Source organism: Pseudomonas sp. MPDS (assembly GCF_013283895.1).
Lineage (GTDB): Bacteria > Pseudomonadota > Gammaproteobacteria > Pseudomonadales > Pseudomonadaceae > Aquipseudomonas > Aquipseudomonas rhizophila.
On sequence record NZ_CP054128.1, the window covers coordinates 5,080,017 to 5,097,052 of the forward strand.

Here is a 17,036-nt window from a genome sequence, read left to right on the forward strand (position 1 = left end):
CCTGTCTCCACAAGAGACGATCTCCCCTACACCGAGGTTAGACATGTCCACCACTACCGCGCCGGCCAACCCCAAGGTTGGCTTCGTATCCCTGGGTTGCCCGAAGGCTCTGGTCGACTCCGAGCGCATCCTGACCCAGCTGCGCATGGAAGGTTATGACGTCGTATCCACGTACCAGGACGCCGACGTGGTAGTGGTCAACACCTGCGGCTTCATCGATTCGGCCAAGGCCGAGTCCCTGGAAGTGATCGGCGAAGCCATCAAGGAAAACGGCAAGGTCATCGTGACCGGCTGCATGGGTGTGGAAGAAGGCAATATCCGCGACGTGCACCCCAGCGTGCTGGCCGTGACCGGTCCGCAGCAGTACGAGCAGGTCGTCAATGCCGTGCACGACGTAGTGCCGCCTCGCCAGGACCACAACCCGCTGATCGACCTGGTGCCGCCGCAAGGCATCAAGCTGACACCGCGCCACTACGCTTACCTGAAGATTTCCGAAGGCTGCAACCACAGTTGCAGCTTCTGTATCATCCCCTCGATGCGCGGCAAACTGGTAAGCCGCCCGGTGGGTGATGTGCTCGACGAGGCCCAGCGCCTGGTCAAGGCCGGCGTCAAGGAGCTGCTGGTGATCTCCCAGGACACCAGCGCTTATGGCGTCGACGTGAAATACCGCACTGGCTTCTGGAACGGCGCGCCGGTGAAAACCCGCATGACCGAACTGTGCGAAGCCCTCAGCACCCTCGGCGTGTGGGTCCGCCTGCATTACGTCTACCCGTATCCGCATGTCGACGAACTGATCCCGCTGATGGCCGCCGGCAAGATCCTGCCGTACCTGGACATCCCGTTCCAGCACGCCAGCCCGAAAGTCCTCAAGGCCATGAAGCGCCCGGCTTTCGAAGACAAGACCCTGGCCCGCATCAAGAACTGGCGCCAGATCTGCCCGGACCTGATCATCCGCTCGACCTTCATCGTCGGCTTCCCTGGCGAAACCGAGGAAGACTTCCAGTACCTGCTGGATTGGCTGACCGAAGCCCAGCTCGACCGCGTCGGTTGCTTCCAGTATTCGCCCGTCGAAGGCGCACCGGCCAACGACCTGGACCTGGATGTGGTGCCGGACGAGGTCAAGCAGGATCGTTGGGAGCGTTTCATGGCGCACCAGCAGGCCATCAGCTCGGCGCGCCTGCAAATGCGCATCGGCCGTGAAATCGAAGTACTGGTGGATGAAGTGGATGAACAAGGCGCCGTGGGCCGCTGCTTCTTCGACGCCCCGGAAATCGATGGCAACGTATTCATCGACAACGGCAGCAATCTCAAGCCGGGCGACAAGGTCTGGTGCAAGGTGACCGACGCTGACGAATACGATCTGTGGGCTGAACAGATCGGTTGAGCTGCTGCTTCACAGACTCAATGTGATACCTGTGGGAGGCAAGCTTGCTCGCGATAGCGGTGCATCAGCCAACATCAATATTGGCTGACACACCGCTATCGCGAGCAAGCTTGCCTCCCACAGGTTCTTTCACAGGCCGAAAAATTGAAGAGCCTCGCTATCCTCACAAGATGCGAGGCTTTTTTGCAGCTATCGTATGGAGATATCCAGCACAAGGAGCAGGCGGGCATGCGTCAGCATTCGGTCATCCACACACCGAAATCCAGCGACTATCAGGAACTGACCCGGGTCTGGGAGGCCTCGGTACGCGCCACCCACGATTTTCTGCCGGACAGCTACATCGAACTGTTGAAGAACCTGGTGCTCACCCGTTACCTGGACGCGGTGATGCTCATCTGCACCCGGGATGCACGGCAGCGCATTACCGGTTTCGCCGGGGTTGCGGCCGGCAAGATCGAGATGCTTTTCATCGACCCGCAACACCGTGGCCAGGGCCTGGGCAAACAGCTGTTGCGTTATGCCATGGAGCACATGAACGCCGATCAGCTGGATGTCAACGAACAGAACCCGCAAGCCTTGGGTTTTTACCTCAAGCAAGGCTTCGAAGTGGTTGGCCGTTCGGCAAAGGACGGCATGAACCAGCCGTACCCGTTGCTGCACATGCGCTACAAACAGCCCGACCTGAAGGTCCAACGCGGCTAAAAGGCAAATGGACCCGCGATTAACCGGCGCCAGGCAGGTACAATGCCCACCCTCTTTTTGTTACGGCCCTGTCATGACTGACCCGATTCGTCTCTCCAAACGCCTCATCGAACTCGTCGGCTGTTCCCGTCGGGAGGCTGAGCTGTTCATCGAGGGCGGCTGGGTCACCGTGGACGGCGAAGTGATCGACGAACCGCAGTTCAAGGTCACTACCCAGAAAGTCGAACTCGACCCCGAGGCCAAGGCCACCGCGCCAGAGCCGGTCACCCTCCTGTTGAACGCCCCGGCGGGCATGGATGCAGACACGGCGATGGCGTCCCTTGGACCACAGACCCTGAGCGAAGAACACCGCTTCGGCAAGCGCCCCCTCAAGGGCCATTTTCTGCGCCTGACCGCCAGTGCCGACCTGCAGGCCAACGCCAGTGGGTTGCTGGTGTTCACCCAGGACTGGAAGATTCTGCGCAAGCTCACCGCCGATGCCGCCAAGATCGAGCAGGAATACGTGGTGGAAGTCGAAGGCGAAATGGTCGCCCATGGCCTCAATCGCCTGAACCATGGCCTGACCTACAAAGGCAAGGAGTTGCCGGCGGTCAAGGCCAGTTGGCAGAACGAGAACCGCTTGCGCTTTGCCATGAAGAACCCGCAACCGGGGGTGATCGCGCTGTTTTGCCAGGCGGTCGGCCTCAAGGTGGTGGCCATTCGGCGCATCCGCATTGGCGGCGTGTCCATCGGTAAGGTGCCCCTGGGCCAGTGGCGTTACCTGTCCACCAAAGAGAAGTTCTAGTTTCTTTTTCCGGCGCCGCACCGAGCTGCGGTGCCCACTGCCGATTGATCAGGATTGCACACATGGTTCACAACGACGTACTTCGCAGCGTGCGCTACATGCTCGACATCAGCGACAAAAAAGTCATCGAGATCATCAAGCTGGGTGGCCTGGAAGTGCCCATGGCGGATCTGGTGGGTTACCTCAAGAAAGACGAGGAAGAAGGCTTCGTGTTCTGCCCTGACGAAGTCATGGCGCATTTTCTCGACGGCCTGGTGATCTTCAAGCGCGGCAAGGACGAAAGCCGTCCACCGCAGCCAATCGAAGTGCCGGTCACCAACAACATCATCCTCAAGAAGCTGCGGGTGGCCTTCGAACTGAAGGAAGACGATATGCACGCCATCCTCAAGGCCGCGGAGTTCCCGGTATCCAAGCCGGAACTGAGCGCATTGTTCCGCAAGTTCGGTCACACCAACTACCGCCCGTGCGGTGACCAGTTACTGCGCAACTTCCTCAAGGGTCTGACGCTGCGCGTTCGCGGCTGATTTCCCGCCGAACCATGACCTACAACGTCTCCCCCATCGGCTACGTCCGCTCCTGCTTCAAGGAGAAGTTCGCCATTCCCCGTCAACCGCAACTGGCCCCGGCCGCGCGCGGTGTGCTGGAGTTGGTGGCGCCATTCGATCAGGGCGATGCGGTGCAGGGCCTGGAGCAGGTCAGCCATGTCTGGCTGCTGTTCCTGTTCCACCAGGCCCTGGAAGACAAGCCACGGCTGAAAGTGCGCCCGCCGCGTCTGGGCGGCAATAAGTCCATGGGGGTGTTCGCCACTCGCGCCACCCATCGCCCCAACGGCATCGGCCAGTCGGTGGTGAAACTGGAGCGGGTCGAAGCCGGGCGCCTGTGGATCTCGGGCATCGACTTGCTGGACGGCACCCCAGTGCTGGATATCAAACCCTACGTGCCCTACGCAGACATCATCGGCTCGGCCCACAACAACATCGCCAGCGCAGCGCCTGAGCTGATTGCGGTGCGATGGGCCAGCTCTGCCCTGCATCAGGCCCGCGACCACGCCAAGCGCCTGGAAGAACCCCTGGTGGAGCTGATCGAACAGTGCTTGGCCCAAGACCCACGTCCGGCGTACCAGATTCCTACGCCCGAACGGGAATATGGTGCACAGTTCTGGGATCTGGATGTGCGTTGGCATTATCCGCAGCCCGGGGTGATCAAGGTGCTGGAAGTGATTCCGGCGAAATCGTAACCGCCAGAAACGAAAAAGCCCGCGCTGCCTTCTTCAGGTAGCGCGGGCTTTTTCATGGGTAACTGCAGACCGGGTTGCGGCTATCGCGAGCAGGCTCGCTCCCACCTTTGAACTTCAGTGGCCACAAGATTTGTGTTCCCACATATTCCATTGTGGGAGCGAGCCTGCTCGCGATGGCGATCGATCAACCACCGCATAAACCGAGGCTTACTTCTCTACAAACGCCCGCTCGATCAGGTAATCACCCGGCTCACGCATGCGTGGCGAAACAGTCAGGCCGAAGCTGTTGAGCACTTCGCTGGTCTCGTCGAGCATGCTCGGGCTGCCGCACAGCATGGCGCGGTCGTCCTGCGGGTTGATCGGCGGCAGGCCGATGTCGCGAAACAGCTTGCCGCTGCGCATCAGGTCGGTCAGGCGGCCTTCGTTCTCGAACGGTTCGCGAGTAACGGTCGGGTAGTAGATCAGTTTGTCACGCAGCGCTTCGCCAAAGAATTCGTTCTGCGGCAGGTGTTCGGTAATGAACTCGCGGTAGGCCACTTCATTGACGTAACGTACGCCGTGGCACAGGATCACTTTTTCGAAACGCTCGTAGGTTTCCGGATCCTGGATCACGCTCATGAATGGCGCCAACCCGGTGCCAGTGCTGAGCAGGTACAAATGCTTGCCAGGCTTGAGATCGTCCAGCACCAGGGTGCCGGTGGGCTTCTTGCTGATGATGATCTCGTCGCCTTCCTTCAGATGCTGCAACTGGGAAGTCAACGGGCCGTCAGGCACCTTGATGCTGAAAAATTCGAGATGCTCTTCCCAGTTCGGACTGGCGATCGAGTAAGCGCGCATAAGCGGGCGGCCGTTGGGCTGCTGCAGGCCGATCATCACGAACTGACCGTTCTCGAAGCGCAGGCCCGGATCACGGGTGCACTTGAAGCTGAACAGAGTGTCGTTCCAGTGATGAACACTGAGGACACGCTCGTGGTTCATGTTGCTCATGTACGGGGACTCCTGGGAATGATGCCTGCGTCGTTAATTTGCGCAATTGCATCGCATTCTAATGGCGGCGACAATATCTGTTAAATGAATTATTAAGATAAGGGTTATCGGTTATATCGATATGCGATTTACTCTACGTCAACTTCAAGTCTTCGTCGCCGTCGCCCAGCAAGAGAGCGTGTCCCGTGCCGCGGGCCTGCTCAATCTTTCGCAGTCGGCGGCCAGCACCTCCATCACCGAACTGGAGCGCCAGTCCAGCTGCCAATTGTTCGACCGCGCCGGCAAACGCCTGAGTCTCAATGCCTTGGGCAAACAACTGCTGCCCCAGGCGGTGGCGCTGCTGGACCAATCCAAGGAGATCGAAGACCTGCTCAACGGCAAGTCCGGTTTCGGCTCACTGGCGGTGGGCGCCACCCTGACCATCGGCAATTACCTGGCGACCTTGCTGATCGGCAGTTTCATGCAGCGTCATCCGGAAAGCCAGGTGAAGCTGCATGTGCAAAACACTGCCAATATCGTGCACCAGGTTGCTCACTATGAAATTGATCTGGGTCTAATCGAAGGCGACTGCAGCCATCCGGACATCGAGGTCCAGAGCTGGGTCGAGGATGAACTGGTGGTGTTTTGCGCTCCTCAACATCCGCTGGCCAAACGCGGCCAGGCGACCATGGAGGAACTGACCCATGAGGCGTGGATTCTGCGGGAGCAAGGTTCCGGCACCCGTCTGACCTTCGACCAGGCCATGCGTCACCATCGCAGTGCGCTGAACGTACGTCTGGAACTGGAACACACCGAAGCCATCAAGCGAGCCGTGGAATCAGGCCTGGGGATTGGCTGCATTTCACGCCTGGCCCTGCGTGACGCCTTCCGGCGCGGCAGTCTCGTAGCCGTGGAAACCCCGGACATGGACCTGGCCCGGCAGTTTTATTTCATCTGGCACAAACAAAAATACCAGACGTCGGCCATGCGCGAATTCCTCGAGCTGTGCCGGGCATTCACCGCTGGCGTGCAGCGCAGCGACGAAATCGTCCTGCCCCCCATTGCCTGAGCGCCGGGGCACTAGAGCAAAATCAGGCCCCACACCAAGGCAATCATGCTCAAAGCAACGAACTGAGCGGCACTGCCCATGTCCTTGGCATTTTTCGACAACGGGTGCAGCTCCAGGGAAATGCGGTCGATGGCCGCCTCCACCGCCGAGTTGAGCAACTCCACGATCAATGCCAGCAGGCAGACCGCAATCAGTAGCGCCTGCTCGACACGGCTGACATTCAGGAAGAACGACAACGGAATCAGGATGACGTCGAGCAAGACCAACTGACGAAACGCGGCTTCACCGACGAAGGCCGCGCGCAGGCCGTCCAGAGAATAGCCGGAGGCGTTGAGGATGCGTTTCAGGCCGGTTTGGCCTTTAAAAGGCGACATAAGTGGGCAACTGATCAAAAGGGGTGGAGAAGCTAATTCAAACCCGGTCAAAAAAGCGTGAACAAAACGCTACGATTGCGGTGAAATGGACTCAAGTTGCTGCAGCAGCAAGGCCGCCTGGGTCCGGGTGCGCACATTCAGTTTACGAAAGATTGCAGTGACATGGGCCTTGATGGTGGCTTCGGACACGTTCAACTCATAGGCAATCTGCTTGTTCAGCAGGCCTTCACACACCATGGTCAACACGCGGAACTGCTGCGGAGTGAGGCTGGCCAGCCCTTCGCTGGCGGCCTTGGCTTCGTCGGACACGCTCACAGCTTCGAATGCCTGGGGAGGCCAGGACACATCGCCATCCAGGACCGCCTTGACGGCTACCTGGATCATCTCAAGGGAACTGGATTTAGGAATGAAACCACTGGCGCCGAACTCCCGGGCCTTGACCATCACCGAAGCTTCTTCCTGGGCCGATACCATCACCACAGGAATTTGCGGGTATTGGCCGCGCAGCAAGACCAGCCCGGAAAAACCATAGGCGCCCGGCATGTTCAGATCCAGCAGCACAAGATCCCAATCGGCCTTTTCAGTCAGCCGGGCCTCGAGTTCCGCAATACTGGCCACTTCCGTGAGTCGGACATCGGGGCCCAGCCCCATGGTCACCGCCTGATGTAACGCGCTGCGAAAGAGCGGATGGTCATCGGCTATCAGGATTTCGTATGTGGCCATTTTTCAAATGATCCTGTTTTTAATGGCAGGCCCGATGCACTCACGCCTCGCCCAAGCAACTCAAGACACCGACATGCCGCGGCATCAAAGGGGTACGTTCAACGCCAACACGTAAAAACACGGCGTTTCAAACCTTGGCCGTACCCTAATCGGCGCCAAGCATGCCCAGCGAAACCGGGGTGGTCAAGCAGCACGGCCGCTACCGTGTTCAGTATGGGCCACTATTAAGCCAACACTGGCTGCGCCGTACGAATAAAGGGCTGCAACTCGGCGTGGGCCGCAGTGGACACATCCATCTCCTGCTGTCGTTTGGCACCCAGGTAATGCTGGCTGAACACATCGAAATAGGCATCCAGGGCCGAGGCAGCGTCACTGTCCCCAGCCAGTTCCAGACATAACGCCGCCACTTCGGCGGTGCATAGATGCTCGCTGCGAGTCGAGCGGCGCAAGCGGTAGCGCGACAGCCTGTCGGGCAGCAGGCTCAGAATCGGCAAACGGTCGAAATACGGGCTTTTACGGAAAATCTTGCGCGCCTCGGTCCAGGTCGCATCCAGCAGAATGAACAACGGACGCTTGCCCTGATCGAGGTTGACGGTATGTGTGACCCGCGATGGTTCGACATACTCACCGGGAAACACCAGATATGGCTGCCATTGCGGGTCGTTGAGCAGCGCCAGCAGTTGTTCGTCGACGTCGGTGCGTGACCAGATGAACGCGTGATTGTCGCGCACTACGTCAGCAATCAGCCAACCCGTGTTGCTCGGCTTGAACACTTCCTTGTTGGTCATGATCAGGCAGACACCCGAACGAGCCTCGACGCTCGGACGCCAGGCGCACAGGCAATGGCTCTCGATCACCCGGCAGGCGCTGCAACGGGGCGCGCGCCAGCCACGGGCCTGAATCGGCTTGATACCTTCATCGATGCGCAGGTCGCGCAGACGGGCTACGGCGTTAGGGGCATGGTTCATCGCAGGCGACGCCGACAGGCAGGGAAAATCGACACGAACAAGACTCGGCAGGATAAAGGCCGGCAGTCTACCAGAGCGCGCAAACCTGTACCGTCCACCCGGCCTACCCTATAATTCGCCACCACTGAACGCACAGCCATGTGACCGGTCGAACCACCAGTCACTGAACCAGGAGAGTTTCATGCTGCGCCTTATCGTCCCCACCGTTGCCGTGCTACTGGCGACGTCCGTCACCGCACAGGCCGCTTCGCTGAAAGAACTCGAACTGAACAAGATGCTGCGCAATGTAGCCGCGCAAAGCAGCGCCGGCACGCCCCGGGCAATCAACGAGGACATTCTCGACCAGGGCTACACCGTAGAAGGCACTGAGCTGATCAATCATCTGAGCGTGCAAAGCAGCCATGCCCAGAAAATGCGGGCCGACCCCAAGGCCGTCTATTTCCAGCTGGGTGCCACCGTGTGTACCAACCCAGGCTTGCGCAAATTGATGGCCCAGGGCGCGACCATGCGCTACGAGTTCACCGAAGTTAAGACCAATCGCCCCATTGCGACTGAGCGCTTCCAGGAATCCGACTGCCCGAAACCGGCCAAGACCAAAAAATAATCAACCCGAACTGGCGCGCCGCTGCTCATCGTCGGCGCGCAGTTCCGCCACCAGCGCCTGCAGGTAGCGCGAGCGCCATGCTCGGCCTTCCAACCGGCGACAGCACTCCTCCTCGAGGCTTACCCGATTAGCATGAGCCGCTTTCAACAGCGTCAGGTATAACTGCTTGTCGAGCTCCAAAGTTACTCTGGTCATCAGTCCCGCCTCCATGCCCGATCCACTTCAATCCATCGCGCAGCGTCCAGTCCTGGACGCGCCATAGCATTGAATGCTTGCTAATCAGTTAATCAGAGCGGCACGCACCTAGTTGGCAATCTGACGAGCGGCATGACATTTGAGCGGTTGCCAACGATATTTTTTGAGCGCCATGATCAAGACAGCGAAGATCCGCGCGAGGGACTAGATTCAAAAGTATCTCTTTTGCTTAAGGCAGAACGAGGCTGCCCTACCGACACCTTTGCGCGTGACAGTTCTTTCATACAAGGGAAACGCAGAACCCGCAGGATGGCTTGGTCGCCTGTCGCACGCCGCGTCGAACCAGGTCGAACGTCCAGGCACGGTCCTGGGCTGACAACGACACACGGAGTGTCGTGGCCCTGACGAATCTCTCGTTCGGGCTGGGGTTTTGCCAAGAAGGAGAAGCTGAATGCCTTATAAACCGAATGACTTGCTGAGTCGTCATTTTGAGAACCATGGACACGACCTCACCCGCAAGGTCGAAGAGCAACTCAACCTGGTCTCCCCCAACAGCCCGAACCTCCCCATCTACCGAGACATGATCCTGACCGTCCTGCGCATGGCCCAGGAAGATCACAACCGCTGGAATGCCAAGATCACGCTGCAGGCCTTGCGAGAACTGGAGCACGCTTTTCGCACGCTCGAACAATTCAAGGGCCGACGCAAGGTCACGGTCTTCGGTTCGGCCCGAACGCCCATCGAACATCCGCTGTACGGCCTGGCCCGGGAACTGGGGGCGGAGTTGGCACGCTCGGACATGATGGTCATCACTGGCGCCGGCGGTGGCATCATGGCGGCCGCCCATGAAGGCGCTGGCCGGGACCACAGCCTGGGTTTCAACATCACCTTGCCTTTCGAACAGCATGCGAATCCGACCGTTGACGGCACGCAGAATCTGCTGCCGTTCCACTTTTTCTTCACCCGGAAGCTGTTCTTCGTCAAAGAGGCCGACGCACTGGTGCTCTGCCCGGGCGGTTTCGGCACCCTCGATGAAGCGTTGGAAGTCCTGACGTTGGTGCAAACCGGTAAAAGCCCGCTGGTGCCGGTGGTGCTGCTGGATGTACCGGGAGGCAAGTTCTGGCAAGGCGCCCTGCACTTCATCCGTGAGCAACTGGAAGAAAACCGCTACATCCTGCCCACCGATATGAAGTTGATGCGCCTGGTGTACAGCGCTCAAGAGGCAGTAGAGGAGATCAATCAGTTTTACAGCAACTTCCACTCCAGCCGCTGGCTCAAACATCAATTCGTGATCCGTATGAATCACAAGCTGAACGAGCAGGCCCTTGGGCATTTGCAGGCGGAGTTTGCCGACCTGTGCCTCAACGATTGTTTTCATCAACACGCCTACGCCGGCGAGGAACACGACGAGGCCCGTTTCAGCCATCTGACCCGACTGGCCTTTACCTTCAATGCCCGCGATCACGGTCGTTTGAGGGAACTGGTGGATTACATCAACCTGTCGGAAAACTGGGCCCAGCCCGCCACCAAGGCCCAACCCCTCACCTGGGAGCCGATCAAGGTGACCTGAGTCCATAAAAAAACGGCCCGCTATCAAAATAGCGGGCCATTGTTGTTTAGTCGTCCATGCCGCGCCCGCTGAATAAACGGTTGATCATTTCCATGGAATATCCTCGATATGCCAGGAAACGTCCTTGCTTGGCTCGCTCCCTAGCATCGATGGGCAGATGCCCTGAGAACTTGCGGCGCCAAGTGTCCATCAGTTGCGCCTGCCAATCGATACCGCTTTCGCGCAAGGCCAGTTCGATATCCGGGCGCTGCAAGCCACGCTGACCGAGTTCCTCACGAATTCGCAAGGGGCCGTATCCAGAGCGAGCGCGATAAGAGACAAAGCTCTCAAGGTAACGAGACTCCGACAACAAGCCCTCTTCCGTCAAACGGTCGAGGGCCGTGTCGATCAACTCATCTGGAGCGCCGCGCTGACGCAGCTTACGCGTCAGCTCGACTCGACCGTGCTCGCGCCTGGCGAGCAGGTCCATCGCGGTTCGCCGCACCGCGACGAGGTTATCGAGTACGACGGTCATCGAATCGATCAGATGTCAGCGTCAGCCAGGTCGTCTGCAGTCTCGCGGTTAGCCACCGACTTGACGTCCGCAACTGGGCTCAGAAGCTTGTCACGCAGTTGCTTCTCGAGGGTTGCTGCAATTTCCGGGTTATCCGCCAGGAACTTGGCCGAGTTGGCCTTGCCCTGACCGATCTTGGTGCCGTTGTAGGCATACCAGGCGCCGGATTTTTCGACGAAACCGTGCAACACACCCAGGTCGATCATCTCGCCATTAAGGTAGATACCCTTGCCGTAAAGAATCTGGAACTCCGCCTGACGGAACGGCGAAGCGACCTTGTTCTTCACAACCTTGACGCGGGTTTCGCTGCCGACAACCTCGTCGCCTTCTTTCACGGCGCCAGTGCGGCGGATATCCAGACGAACCGAAGCGTAGAACTTCAGCGCGTTACCACCGGTGGTGGTTTCCGGGCTGCCGAACATCACGCCGATCTTCATGCGGATCTGGTTGATGAAGATCACCAGGCAGTTGGCGTTCTTGATGTTACCGGTGATCTTGCGCAGGGCCTGGGACATCAGACGAGCCTGGAGGCCCACATGCATGTCGCCCATTTCACCTTCGATTTCCGCTTTTGGTACCAGTGCAGCCACGGAGTCGACGATGATCACGTCAACGGCGTTGGAACGCACCAGCATGTCGGTGATTTCCAGGGCCTGTTCACCGGTGTCCGGCTGGGAAACCAGCAGGTCATCGACGTTGACGCCCAGCTTGCCGGCATATTCCGGGTCCAGGGCGTGTTCGGCATCGACGAAGGCGCAGGTCGCACCGGCTTTTTGAGCCTGGGCGATCACGGACAGGGTCAGCGTGGTTTTACCGGAAGATTCAGGACCATAGATTTCAACGATACGGCCTTTTGGCAGGCCGCCGATGCCCAGCGCAATGTCCAGGCCCAGGGAGCCGGTGGAGATGGAAGGAATAGCCTGACGGTCCTGATCGCCCATACGCATTACGGCACCCTTGCCGAATTGACGTTCGATCTGACCCAAGGCCGCAGCCAAGGCTTTCTTCTTGTTGTCGTCCATTAAAGTCCTCACGTAATCAATAAGGCCTGACGGCCAACACCTGTATAAGTAGCCAGTATTATTCCACAGCGATTACAGATCGCCTACCCCTGATTTGAGATTTCTACAGCGGCATGTTGCAACAGCCCCTCTAGCGCGGCCTTCACCGTTTGTCGGCGGACCTCGTCGCGGTTACCCGGGAAGAATCGCTGCTCACTGATGACCGTCTCGCCAACGCCCCAGGCCAGCCATACAGTGCCCACTGGTTTGTTCGGCGTACCACCATCGGGGCCGGCCACGCCGCTGACCGCCACGGCAAAACGCGCCAGGCTTTTTTGCTGCGCGCCCCGCACCATTGCCTCGACCACCTCGCGACTGACCGCCCCCACCGTTGCGAACAGCTCGGCCGGCACACCCAGCTGCTGAGTCTTCTGGCGGTTGGAATAGGTGACATAACCCGCCTCGAACCACGCCGAACTCCCGGGAATGCGGGTGATCGCCTCGGCAATCCCGCCTCCGGTACAGGATTCGGCCGTGCTCACATGGGCATTGACCCGCTGCAGGCGTCGGCCCAGTTCAGCGGCCAATTCGGTAATGTCGTCCATGATGCTCTCCTGATTCGATGCAAGGGCCCTACCGTACACGAGCATTCCAGGCTTGCAAGGCTCGCCGGATCAGCGCCCCAATGCCCTGACGTACGCCTGACAGGCCTGCAGAGCGATCAATCCGCGATCCCCTTCGTCGGTGATGGCGATAATTCGTTGAGCATGCGCCGGGTCAAGTCGGGCGCGTGGGGGGCCATGATCCACGCCGCCGGCGCTGGCGGTGGCAGGCACTGCACAACCGGCGGCAACATCGTCGGCGTCGAGGAGGACTGACAGCCGAACATCGGCAGTAGCAAGACGATCGCGCAAGCGATCCTGATCACGTTGGGCATCGCTCAAGGCTCGGTAATGGGATTGTTCGCTGGCGGAGAGTTGTTGTTCCAGGGCTAGGCGCTTGTCTTGCTCGGCCTTCTGTTGAATCGCTGCTGCCTGGGTGATTTGATTCAGCGTCTGCGCCTGGACCTGGGCCGCTTGCGCCAGTTTCCGGTCATAACGCCACGCCTGGACTTGCCAGGCCAACACCGCCGGGCCGCCGGCCACCAACGCCAGCAACACAGCGACGCCAAGGGTGCGGGAAGAAAATGGCATCAGGTCGAAGGCTGACATAACACCGCCCTCGCCCGCGCCCAGAGTTGCAGACGATCCTGCAAGCCATTCAAACCGCCGTTGATACGGCGGGTGATGGTGTTGAACTGATCACGGTCGGCCAGTTCGTTCAAACCGTTCTGATTCCAGAACCAGGCGGCAGACTCAGCCGCCCATTGCGGTTGCTCCAGCAGTTGCGGCAATGCCAACAGTCGTTCATCGCCGAACAAACCCAGGCTGCAACGCCGATAATTGTCACGCCCGGTAATCTGAATCAGGCCGCGACCACGATATTGCTGACCGTCACCGTCGGCCTGGGGCGTATTGCCCAAGCGAACGGCCAACGATCCCGTGTCGTACCTGCTGAGATATTGATCACTGCCAAGTTCGCGCACGTAGCGCAATTGCCCTGATTCATGGCCAACCTGGGCCAGAAACGCGGCCATGCGTTTGGGTGTGTCGACACGATGGCGCGACATCGCGGTGTTTAGCGCGGAAACAAAAACGCCCGCTTGGGCGCGGGCGTTGGGCATGATGTTGATGAGTTGCTGCTGCGTAAGGTCCATGTTCAGGTTATCGACAAGTGCATGATCAAAGGTGCCCGGCCAGCCAGGACGGCGCAACCGGACGATATTCAGTGGCTGGAAAGTGCTCATCCTGCGGCCAATCCCTCAAAGCCCGGCGATAAGCCTGGAGCTGTGTGTACTGTGTTTGGTCCAGCGTCGTACCGCCGCCGTCGTCCATTTCGTCGCGATCTCTCGCGATGAGGCGGTCGGTTGTTGTGAGCTGGGCGTTGCGCCACGCATATTCATTTTCTGAAGCCTGGGCCGATGTCAGAGCAGGTGGGTCAACGAGAACGGGATAACCGTTGTCGGGGTTGGCTGAAACGCGCTTGGGCGAGATGGCGAGTTGCTGAAGCAGCGACAGCCAGTAAGCCCGAGGGATTTCGATGACATCGTCGGGAATATCAGAAACATTGATACCGGGAACATACGCTCCGCAAGTGCTTGGACTGAATAACAAAGTGAATTCATTCATTCAATAACCCTTCGCAAAATATGTAACGCCCCATCCAGCAGCGACGTGCCCAGAATAGTCTCGGACTTTCAGGCGCACGCCTTGGCGGGTGGCGGTTCCACCTACCATAATGACCATGGCCCCATCACCACCTGCATGGTTCGCCACAACCGAAACAAAAGCATTGGGGAACGAGATCGGGAACGTAACAAACACTTCTCCGTTGGCGTCGGTTGTACCGTAACCCCACTGATCGATATTTCCGCTCGCGTACTTTTGATAACCCGGATTACCCTGCTGACCTGAAAACAACGACGTATATTTCAGAAGAACAGTGCCACCTATCAACCGCCATTGATTGTCCAGCTTGACGAACTCCGCTGTTTCACCACGGCCCAGCTCCATGGGGCCAAGCGCTGAGGATGATGGCCCTAGCGTATCGGTAGGCGAGGCTGTCGATACGTTCACGACGGCCCCTACGTTGATCAGTGTCAGCGTCGCCCCATGCATGATTCCCACTGTACTGGGCAGCGTGACGTTGATCGCCGTAGTGCTGGCAAAACTGACGGCTCCACCCACATGGGCTTGTGTCAACGCCGTACTGACTGCGTACACGGAAAAGCCGGAATATTGAACACCGCTGCGTTTTACAAACTCTGTGGTTGCCACGGACCTATCGTTATCAAACTGCGGAGCAGTGGTAAATAATCCGCTGCCACGCAAGGCCGTCAACAACTGGTTATCCAATTGTTCCGACGGTGTTAGTCCTGCGGTTTGAATGACACTCAGCAACTCCTGCGTCACACCATTGCCCCAACTGGCGGGAATCAAGGATCCCGGCGTACCCGTCAAGGGATCCTCATCCACAAACCTGCCGTTCGACAGACCTGCGCTGGGCACACTTTTTGGATAATCCAACTTTTCGCTCCTGACTGACCAGCGATCAAAATGAAGGCGATATAAAGCCTCACCGTTAATGCGCAGTGGCACCATAAGATTAAGGAAGTTTTGATGGTCTGCCGTGGTTGCTTACGCGGCAGATTCTGGCATGACAGGCCAGTTGATATCGGTTGGAAAACCGACCTGATGCTGGATGCGATTCAATTCAACGCTATAGAGTTTCCACTCCATGAGCGCCAGTTGTTCCTGATCGCTCGCGTCGCCGATGTCTTCGGCGTATTGGAAAGGAGCAATCCTTTGAACGGCCTCACGCAGTAATTTATCGCGTTTTGCCAAGGCTTCGCGTTTGAGATCAGCCCGCTGTAGCGCCTCATCAAATACCCACATGCTCTCTCGCCACACATGGTAACTACCCGGCCAAGGTTCGGCTGTGTAGGTATCTGGCAACTCACCGAACTCGGTCCACTCCAGAAGAGCGCCGTTGTCCTTGCGATACACCGAACCACGCCAGTCCACCATTTCACGAGGAACGCCATTGACCATGACCCAAGAATGATGATCTTGGGCAGCGGGCAATTCAAAAGAGAGCTGGATGCCGTTGCTTGGAATCTGGATGCCCATGCCGGGCGTTACTGGAAGCTCGACCGGGCCCGACAGGACGCCATTGTCGTCAAATAGATAGATGAACATAGTGGCCTCAGATCAACTTGATTCGAGCGGGATAGGCGATGTTTCTGGGACGAGTTTCGGTACTGAAACCTCCGATATTGCCCACAGAATCGCCACTGTTATAAGCCGCGTTGGGAAATGTCGTACCGAGAGTGCCAGACACGGGCGCGGCATTAACGTCATGCGTCAAATCCCATAGGCTGTCAGGAAGACTAGGCGTCGGACGCACAGCAGTACCTGAGCTGGTTGGCAGGAAATGGTTATGACTTTCCAAGGCATCCGCCTGCCTGCTACCCGCCAGGCGGTTGACATCCACCCCTCGCGCCTCATCCAGGACACGCAGAAATTCGCCCCGAATATCGGGTAGGCGAAAGGTGGTAGCACCGTCACCGTTAGTCCAGGCACCTTCGCTCCCTACTCGGGTAGCCTCGGTCACCATCACACCGGATGATTGAGCTAAATCGAACAACCACGGCCAATCACTACGCGACAGGAGATTACCATTGAGTACGGCATAACCGCCGGGCAGTACCTGACGCGCGCTATCAAATGAGATGCGCCCCAACGGGGTGGCATCAAACCGCCCCAAGGGCCACCAGACTCCCGTCCCGTCACTGCGCAGGTGCCACCAATCCCCGCTGCCCATTAACACCAGGAATGGATAACCATTGGCTGCCAGATGGGTATGAAACCGAACCCTATCATTACCGTCAGCCCGCACCGTCAGACGGTTACCACTGTTATCCACACGCCGCACAATCACATCGCGAACACCGAGCGCCGCATTGGCCGCAGGTAGGGTTACAGTGCTCGCACCAGCACTTGAATCGATCAGCACAGCCCTAACTCGTCGGCGGCCAACACCTTTGATGTGGTAAGCCGCGTGACGACTGAACGCATCGGACTACTACGCCCGAGAATGGTTTGCAGTGCCTTGATCAACTGGCCGTTATCCGCTTCGGACGGCGTCATGCCGGCCGAGGAGATCACGCCGAGGATTTCTTGGGTGACACTGTTTCCCCATACCGCCGGAATCAGCGATCCAGGCGTACCCGCCAACGGGTTTTCATCCACAAACCGACCGTTCACCAGCCCGACGCTGGGAACACTTTTTGGATAATCCATATTTT

At 58.5% G+C, this 17,036-nt stretch carries 21 protein-coding genes and 1 pseudogene; 8 read left to right on the plus strand and 14 right to left on the minus strand.

Going from position 1 to position 17,036, the window contains the following annotated elements; genetic code table 11:
- Nucleotides 1-43: 43 nt before the first annotated feature.
- The 5 genes from rimO (at nucleotide 44) to tsaA (ending at nucleotide 4,107) form a co-directional block, all read left to right on the plus strand.
- A complete protein-coding gene (gene rimO, locus HQ912_RS22480) occupies nucleotides 44-1,384 on the plus strand; it encodes a 30S ribosomal protein S12 methylthiotransferase RimO (RefSeq protein WP_047230036.1) in 1,341 nt (446 codons plus the stop codon).
- A gap of 228 nt (nucleotides 1,385-1,612) precedes the next feature.
- Nucleotides 1,613-2,086: a GNAT family N-acetyltransferase gene (locus HQ912_RS22485; protein ID WP_173407325.1), complete on the plus strand. Its 474-nt coding sequence runs from the start codon at nucleotides 1,613-1,615 to the stop codon at nucleotides 2,084-2,086.
- A 73-nt stretch (nucleotides 2,087-2,159) separates the two neighbouring features.
- Nucleotides 2,160-2,870: an rRNA pseudouridine synthase gene (locus tag HQ912_RS22490; RefSeq protein ID WP_047230034.1), complete on the plus strand. Its 711-nt coding sequence runs from the start codon at nucleotides 2,160-2,162 to the stop codon at nucleotides 2,868-2,870.
- A gap of 62 nt (nucleotides 2,871-2,932) precedes the next feature.
- A complete protein-coding gene (locus HQ912_RS22495; protein WP_047230033.1) occupies nucleotides 2,933-3,394 on the plus strand; it encodes a DUF1456 family protein in 462 nt (153 codons plus the stop codon).
- A 14-nt stretch (nucleotides 3,395-3,408) separates the two neighbouring features.
- Nucleotides 3,409-4,107 (plus strand): tRNA (N6-threonylcarbamoyladenosine(37)-N6)-methyltransferase TrmO, encoded by a 699-nt coding sequence (tsaA, locus tag HQ912_RS22500; protein ID WP_047230032.1) that lies wholly within the window; start codon nucleotides 3,409-3,411, stop codon nucleotides 4,105-4,107.
- 207 nt (nucleotides 4,108-4,314) lie between these two features.
- On the opposite strand, the gene fpr is transcribed toward tsaA, so the two are convergent.
- On the minus strand, nucleotides 4,315-5,094 hold the full coding sequence (fpr, locus tag HQ912_RS22505; RefSeq protein WP_003184787.1) for a ferredoxin-NADP reductase: 780 nt from the start codon (nucleotides 5,092-5,094) through the stop codon (nucleotides 4,315-4,317).
- A gap of 121 nt (nucleotides 5,095-5,215) precedes the next feature.
- On the opposite strand from fpr, the gene HQ912_RS22510 reads away from it, so the two are divergent.
- The gene (locus HQ912_RS22510; RefSeq protein ID WP_047230031.1) at nucleotides 5,216-6,142 is read left to right on the plus strand and encodes a LysR family transcriptional regulator; all 927 of its coding nucleotides are present in this window, start codon (nucleotides 5,216-5,218) and stop codon (nucleotides 6,140-6,142) included.
- An 11-nt stretch (nucleotides 6,143-6,153) separates the two neighbouring features.
- Here HQ912_RS22510 and HQ912_RS22515 read toward each other — a convergent pair whose 3' ends face one another.
- From HQ912_RS22515 to HQ912_RS22525, 3 genes are all read right to left on the minus strand, one after another.
- Nucleotides 6,154-6,516 carry a diacylglycerol kinase gene (locus HQ912_RS22515; protein ID WP_047230030.1) on the minus strand — a complete coding sequence of 121 codons (363 nt, stop codon included), beginning with the start codon at nucleotides 6,514-6,516 and terminating at the stop codon, nucleotides 6,154-6,156.
- A gap of 69 nt (nucleotides 6,517-6,585) precedes the next feature.
- On the minus strand, nucleotides 6,586-7,239 hold the full coding sequence (gene erdR, locus HQ912_RS22520) for a response regulator transcription factor ErdR (RefSeq protein WP_047230029.1): 654 nt from the start codon (nucleotides 7,237-7,239) through the stop codon (nucleotides 6,586-6,588).
- 224 nt (nucleotides 7,240-7,463) lie between these two features.
- Nucleotides 7,464-8,207 (minus strand): tRNA-uridine aminocarboxypropyltransferase, encoded by a 744-nt coding sequence (locus HQ912_RS22525; RefSeq protein WP_047230028.1) that lies wholly within the window; start codon nucleotides 8,205-8,207, stop codon nucleotides 7,464-7,466.
- A gap of 181 nt (nucleotides 8,208-8,388) precedes the next feature.
- On the opposite strand from HQ912_RS22525, the gene HQ912_RS22530 reads away from it, so the two are divergent.
- A complete protein-coding gene (locus HQ912_RS22530; RefSeq protein WP_047230027.1) occupies nucleotides 8,389-8,811 on the plus strand; it encodes a PA3611 family quorum-sensing-regulated virulence factor in 423 nt (140 codons plus the stop codon).
- Here the strand turns inward: HQ912_RS22530 and HQ912_RS22535 are convergent, their stop codons facing one another.
- The gene (locus HQ912_RS22535; protein WP_160891688.1) at nucleotides 8,812-9,006 is read right to left on the minus strand and encodes a hypothetical protein; all 195 of its coding nucleotides are present in this window, start codon (nucleotides 9,004-9,006) and stop codon (nucleotides 8,812-8,814) included. It lies immediately after the preceding gene.
- A 451-nt stretch (nucleotides 9,007-9,457) separates the two neighbouring features.
- On the opposite strand from HQ912_RS22535, the gene HQ912_RS22540 reads away from it, so the two are divergent.
- Nucleotides 9,458-10,576: a TIGR00730 family Rossman fold protein gene (locus tag HQ912_RS22540; protein ID WP_139051024.1), complete on the plus strand. Its 1,119-nt coding sequence runs from the start codon at nucleotides 9,458-9,460 to the stop codon at nucleotides 10,574-10,576.
- 46 nt (nucleotides 10,577-10,622) lie between these two features.
- Here the strand turns inward: HQ912_RS22540 and recX are convergent, their stop codons facing one another.
- The 9 genes and pseudogenes from recX to HQ912_RS22585 all read right to left on the minus strand — a co-directional run bounded on the left by recX (nucleotide 10,623) and on the right by HQ912_RS22585 (nucleotide 17,031).
- Entirely contained in the window at nucleotides 10,623-11,090 is a 468-nt protein-coding gene (gene recX, locus HQ912_RS22545; protein WP_107321595.1) for a recombination regulator RecX, read from the minus strand.
- Nucleotides 11,091-11,098: 8 nt separating this feature from the next.
- Complete coding sequence (gene recA, locus HQ912_RS22550; RefSeq protein ID WP_047230023.1) at nucleotides 11,099-12,151, minus strand: recombinase RecA; 1,053 nt, start codon at nucleotides 12,149-12,151, stop codon at nucleotides 11,099-11,101.
- A gap of 83 nt (nucleotides 12,152-12,234) precedes the next feature.
- On the minus strand, nucleotides 12,235-12,735 hold the full coding sequence (locus tag HQ912_RS22555) for a CinA family protein (RefSeq protein ID WP_047230022.1): 501 nt from the start codon (nucleotides 12,733-12,735) through the stop codon (nucleotides 12,235-12,237).
- A gap of 69 nt (nucleotides 12,736-12,804) precedes the next feature.
- Entirely contained in the window at nucleotides 12,805-13,341 is a 537-nt protein-coding gene (locus HQ912_RS22560; RefSeq protein WP_047230021.1) for a lysis system i-spanin subunit Rz, read from the minus strand.
- Nucleotides 13,323-13,886, minus strand: a complete 564-nt coding sequence (locus HQ912_RS22565) for a glycoside hydrolase family 19 protein (protein ID WP_107323231.1) — start codon at nucleotides 13,884-13,886, stop codon at nucleotides 13,323-13,325. The genes HQ912_RS22560 and HQ912_RS22565 overlap by 19 nt, the downstream gene beginning before the upstream one ends.
- A 25-nt stretch (nucleotides 13,887-13,911) precedes the next feature.
- Nucleotides 13,912-14,358 (minus strand): phage tail assembly chaperone, encoded by a 447-nt coding sequence (locus tag HQ912_RS22570; protein ID WP_076386117.1) that lies wholly within the window; start codon nucleotides 14,356-14,358, stop codon nucleotides 13,912-13,914.
- Nucleotides 14,359-15,255 carry a gp53-like domain-containing protein gene (locus HQ912_RS22575; protein WP_107321594.1) on the minus strand — a complete coding sequence of 299 codons (897 nt, stop codon included), beginning with the start codon at nucleotides 15,253-15,255 and terminating at the stop codon, nucleotides 14,359-14,361.
- A gap of 111 nt (nucleotides 15,256-15,366) precedes the next feature.
- Nucleotides 15,367-15,927 carry a tail fiber assembly protein gene (locus tag HQ912_RS22580; RefSeq protein ID WP_107321593.1) on the minus strand — a complete coding sequence of 187 codons (561 nt, stop codon included), beginning with the start codon at nucleotides 15,925-15,927 and terminating at the stop codon, nucleotides 15,367-15,369.
- 7 nt (nucleotides 15,928-15,934) lie between these two features.
- Nucleotides 15,935-17,031: pseudogene (locus tag HQ912_RS22585) on the minus strand (phage tail protein).
- Between the last annotated feature and the right edge of the window lie 5 nt (nucleotides 17,032-17,036).

Bases quoted from the DNA above. Each gene is read 5' to 3' on its own strand.
- rimO (WP_047230036.1), top strand. From the start codon at position 44: ATGTCCACCACTACCGCGCCGGCCAACCCCAAGGTTGGCTTCGTATCC.
- HQ912_RS22485 (WP_173407325.1), top strand. From the start codon at position 1,613: ATGCGTCAGCATTCGGTCATCCACACACCGAAATCCAGCGACTATCAG.
- HQ912_RS22490 (WP_047230034.1), top strand. From the start codon at position 2,160: ATGACTGACCCGATTCGTCTCTCCAAACGCCTCATCGAACTCGTCGGC.
- HQ912_RS22495 (WP_047230033.1), top strand. From the start codon at position 2,933: ATGGTTCACAACGACGTACTTCGCAGCGTGCGCTACATGCTCGACATC.
- tsaA (WP_047230032.1), top strand. From the start codon at position 3,409: ATGACCTACAACGTCTCCCCCATCGGCTACGTCCGCTCCTGCTTCAAG.
- fpr (WP_003184787.1), bottom strand. From the start codon at position 5,094: ATGAGCAACATGAACCACGAGCGTGTCCTCAGTGTTCATCACTGGAAC.
- HQ912_RS22510 (WP_047230031.1), top strand. From the start codon at position 5,216: ATGCGATTTACTCTACGTCAACTTCAAGTCTTCGTCGCCGTCGCCCAG.
- HQ912_RS22515 (WP_047230030.1), bottom strand. From the start codon at position 6,516: ATGTCGCCTTTTAAAGGCCAAACCGGCCTGAAACGCATCCTCAACGCC.
- erdR (WP_047230029.1), bottom strand. From the start codon at position 7,239: ATGGCCACATACGAAATCCTGATAGCCGATGACCATCCGCTCTTTCGC.
- HQ912_RS22525 (WP_047230028.1), bottom strand. From the start codon at position 8,207: ATGAACCATGCCCCTAACGCCGTAGCCCGTCTGCGCGACCTGCGCATC.
- HQ912_RS22530 (WP_047230027.1), top strand. From the start codon at position 8,389: ATGCTGCGCCTTATCGTCCCCACCGTTGCCGTGCTACTGGCGACGTCC.
- HQ912_RS22535 (WP_160891688.1), bottom strand. From the start codon at position 9,006: ATGACCAGAGTAACTTTGGAGCTCGACAAGCAGTTATACCTGACGCTG.
- HQ912_RS22540 (WP_139051024.1), top strand. From the start codon at position 9,458: ATGCCTTATAAACCGAATGACTTGCTGAGTCGTCATTTTGAGAACCAT.
- recX (WP_107321595.1), bottom strand. From the start codon at position 11,090: ATGACCGTCGTACTCGATAACCTCGTCGCGGTGCGGCGAACCGCGATG.
- recA (WP_047230023.1), bottom strand. From the start codon at position 12,151: ATGGACGACAACAAGAAGAAAGCCTTGGCTGCGGCCTTGGGTCAGATC.
- HQ912_RS22555 (WP_047230022.1), bottom strand. From the start codon at position 12,735: ATGGACGACATTACCGAATTGGCCGCTGAACTGGGCCGACGCCTGCAG.
- HQ912_RS22560 (WP_047230021.1), bottom strand. From the start codon at position 13,341: ATGTCAGCCTTCGACCTGATGCCATTTTCTTCCCGCACCCTTGGCGTC.
- HQ912_RS22565 (WP_107323231.1), bottom strand. From the start codon at position 13,886: ATGGACCTTACGCAGCAGCAACTCATCAACATCATGCCCAACGCCCGC.
- HQ912_RS22570 (WP_076386117.1), bottom strand. From the start codon at position 14,358: ATGAATGAATTCACTTTGTTATTCAGTCCAAGCACTTGCGGAGCGTAT.
- HQ912_RS22580 (WP_107321593.1), bottom strand. From the start codon at position 15,927: ATGTTCATCTATCTATTTGACGACAATGGCGTCCTGTCGGGCCCGGTC.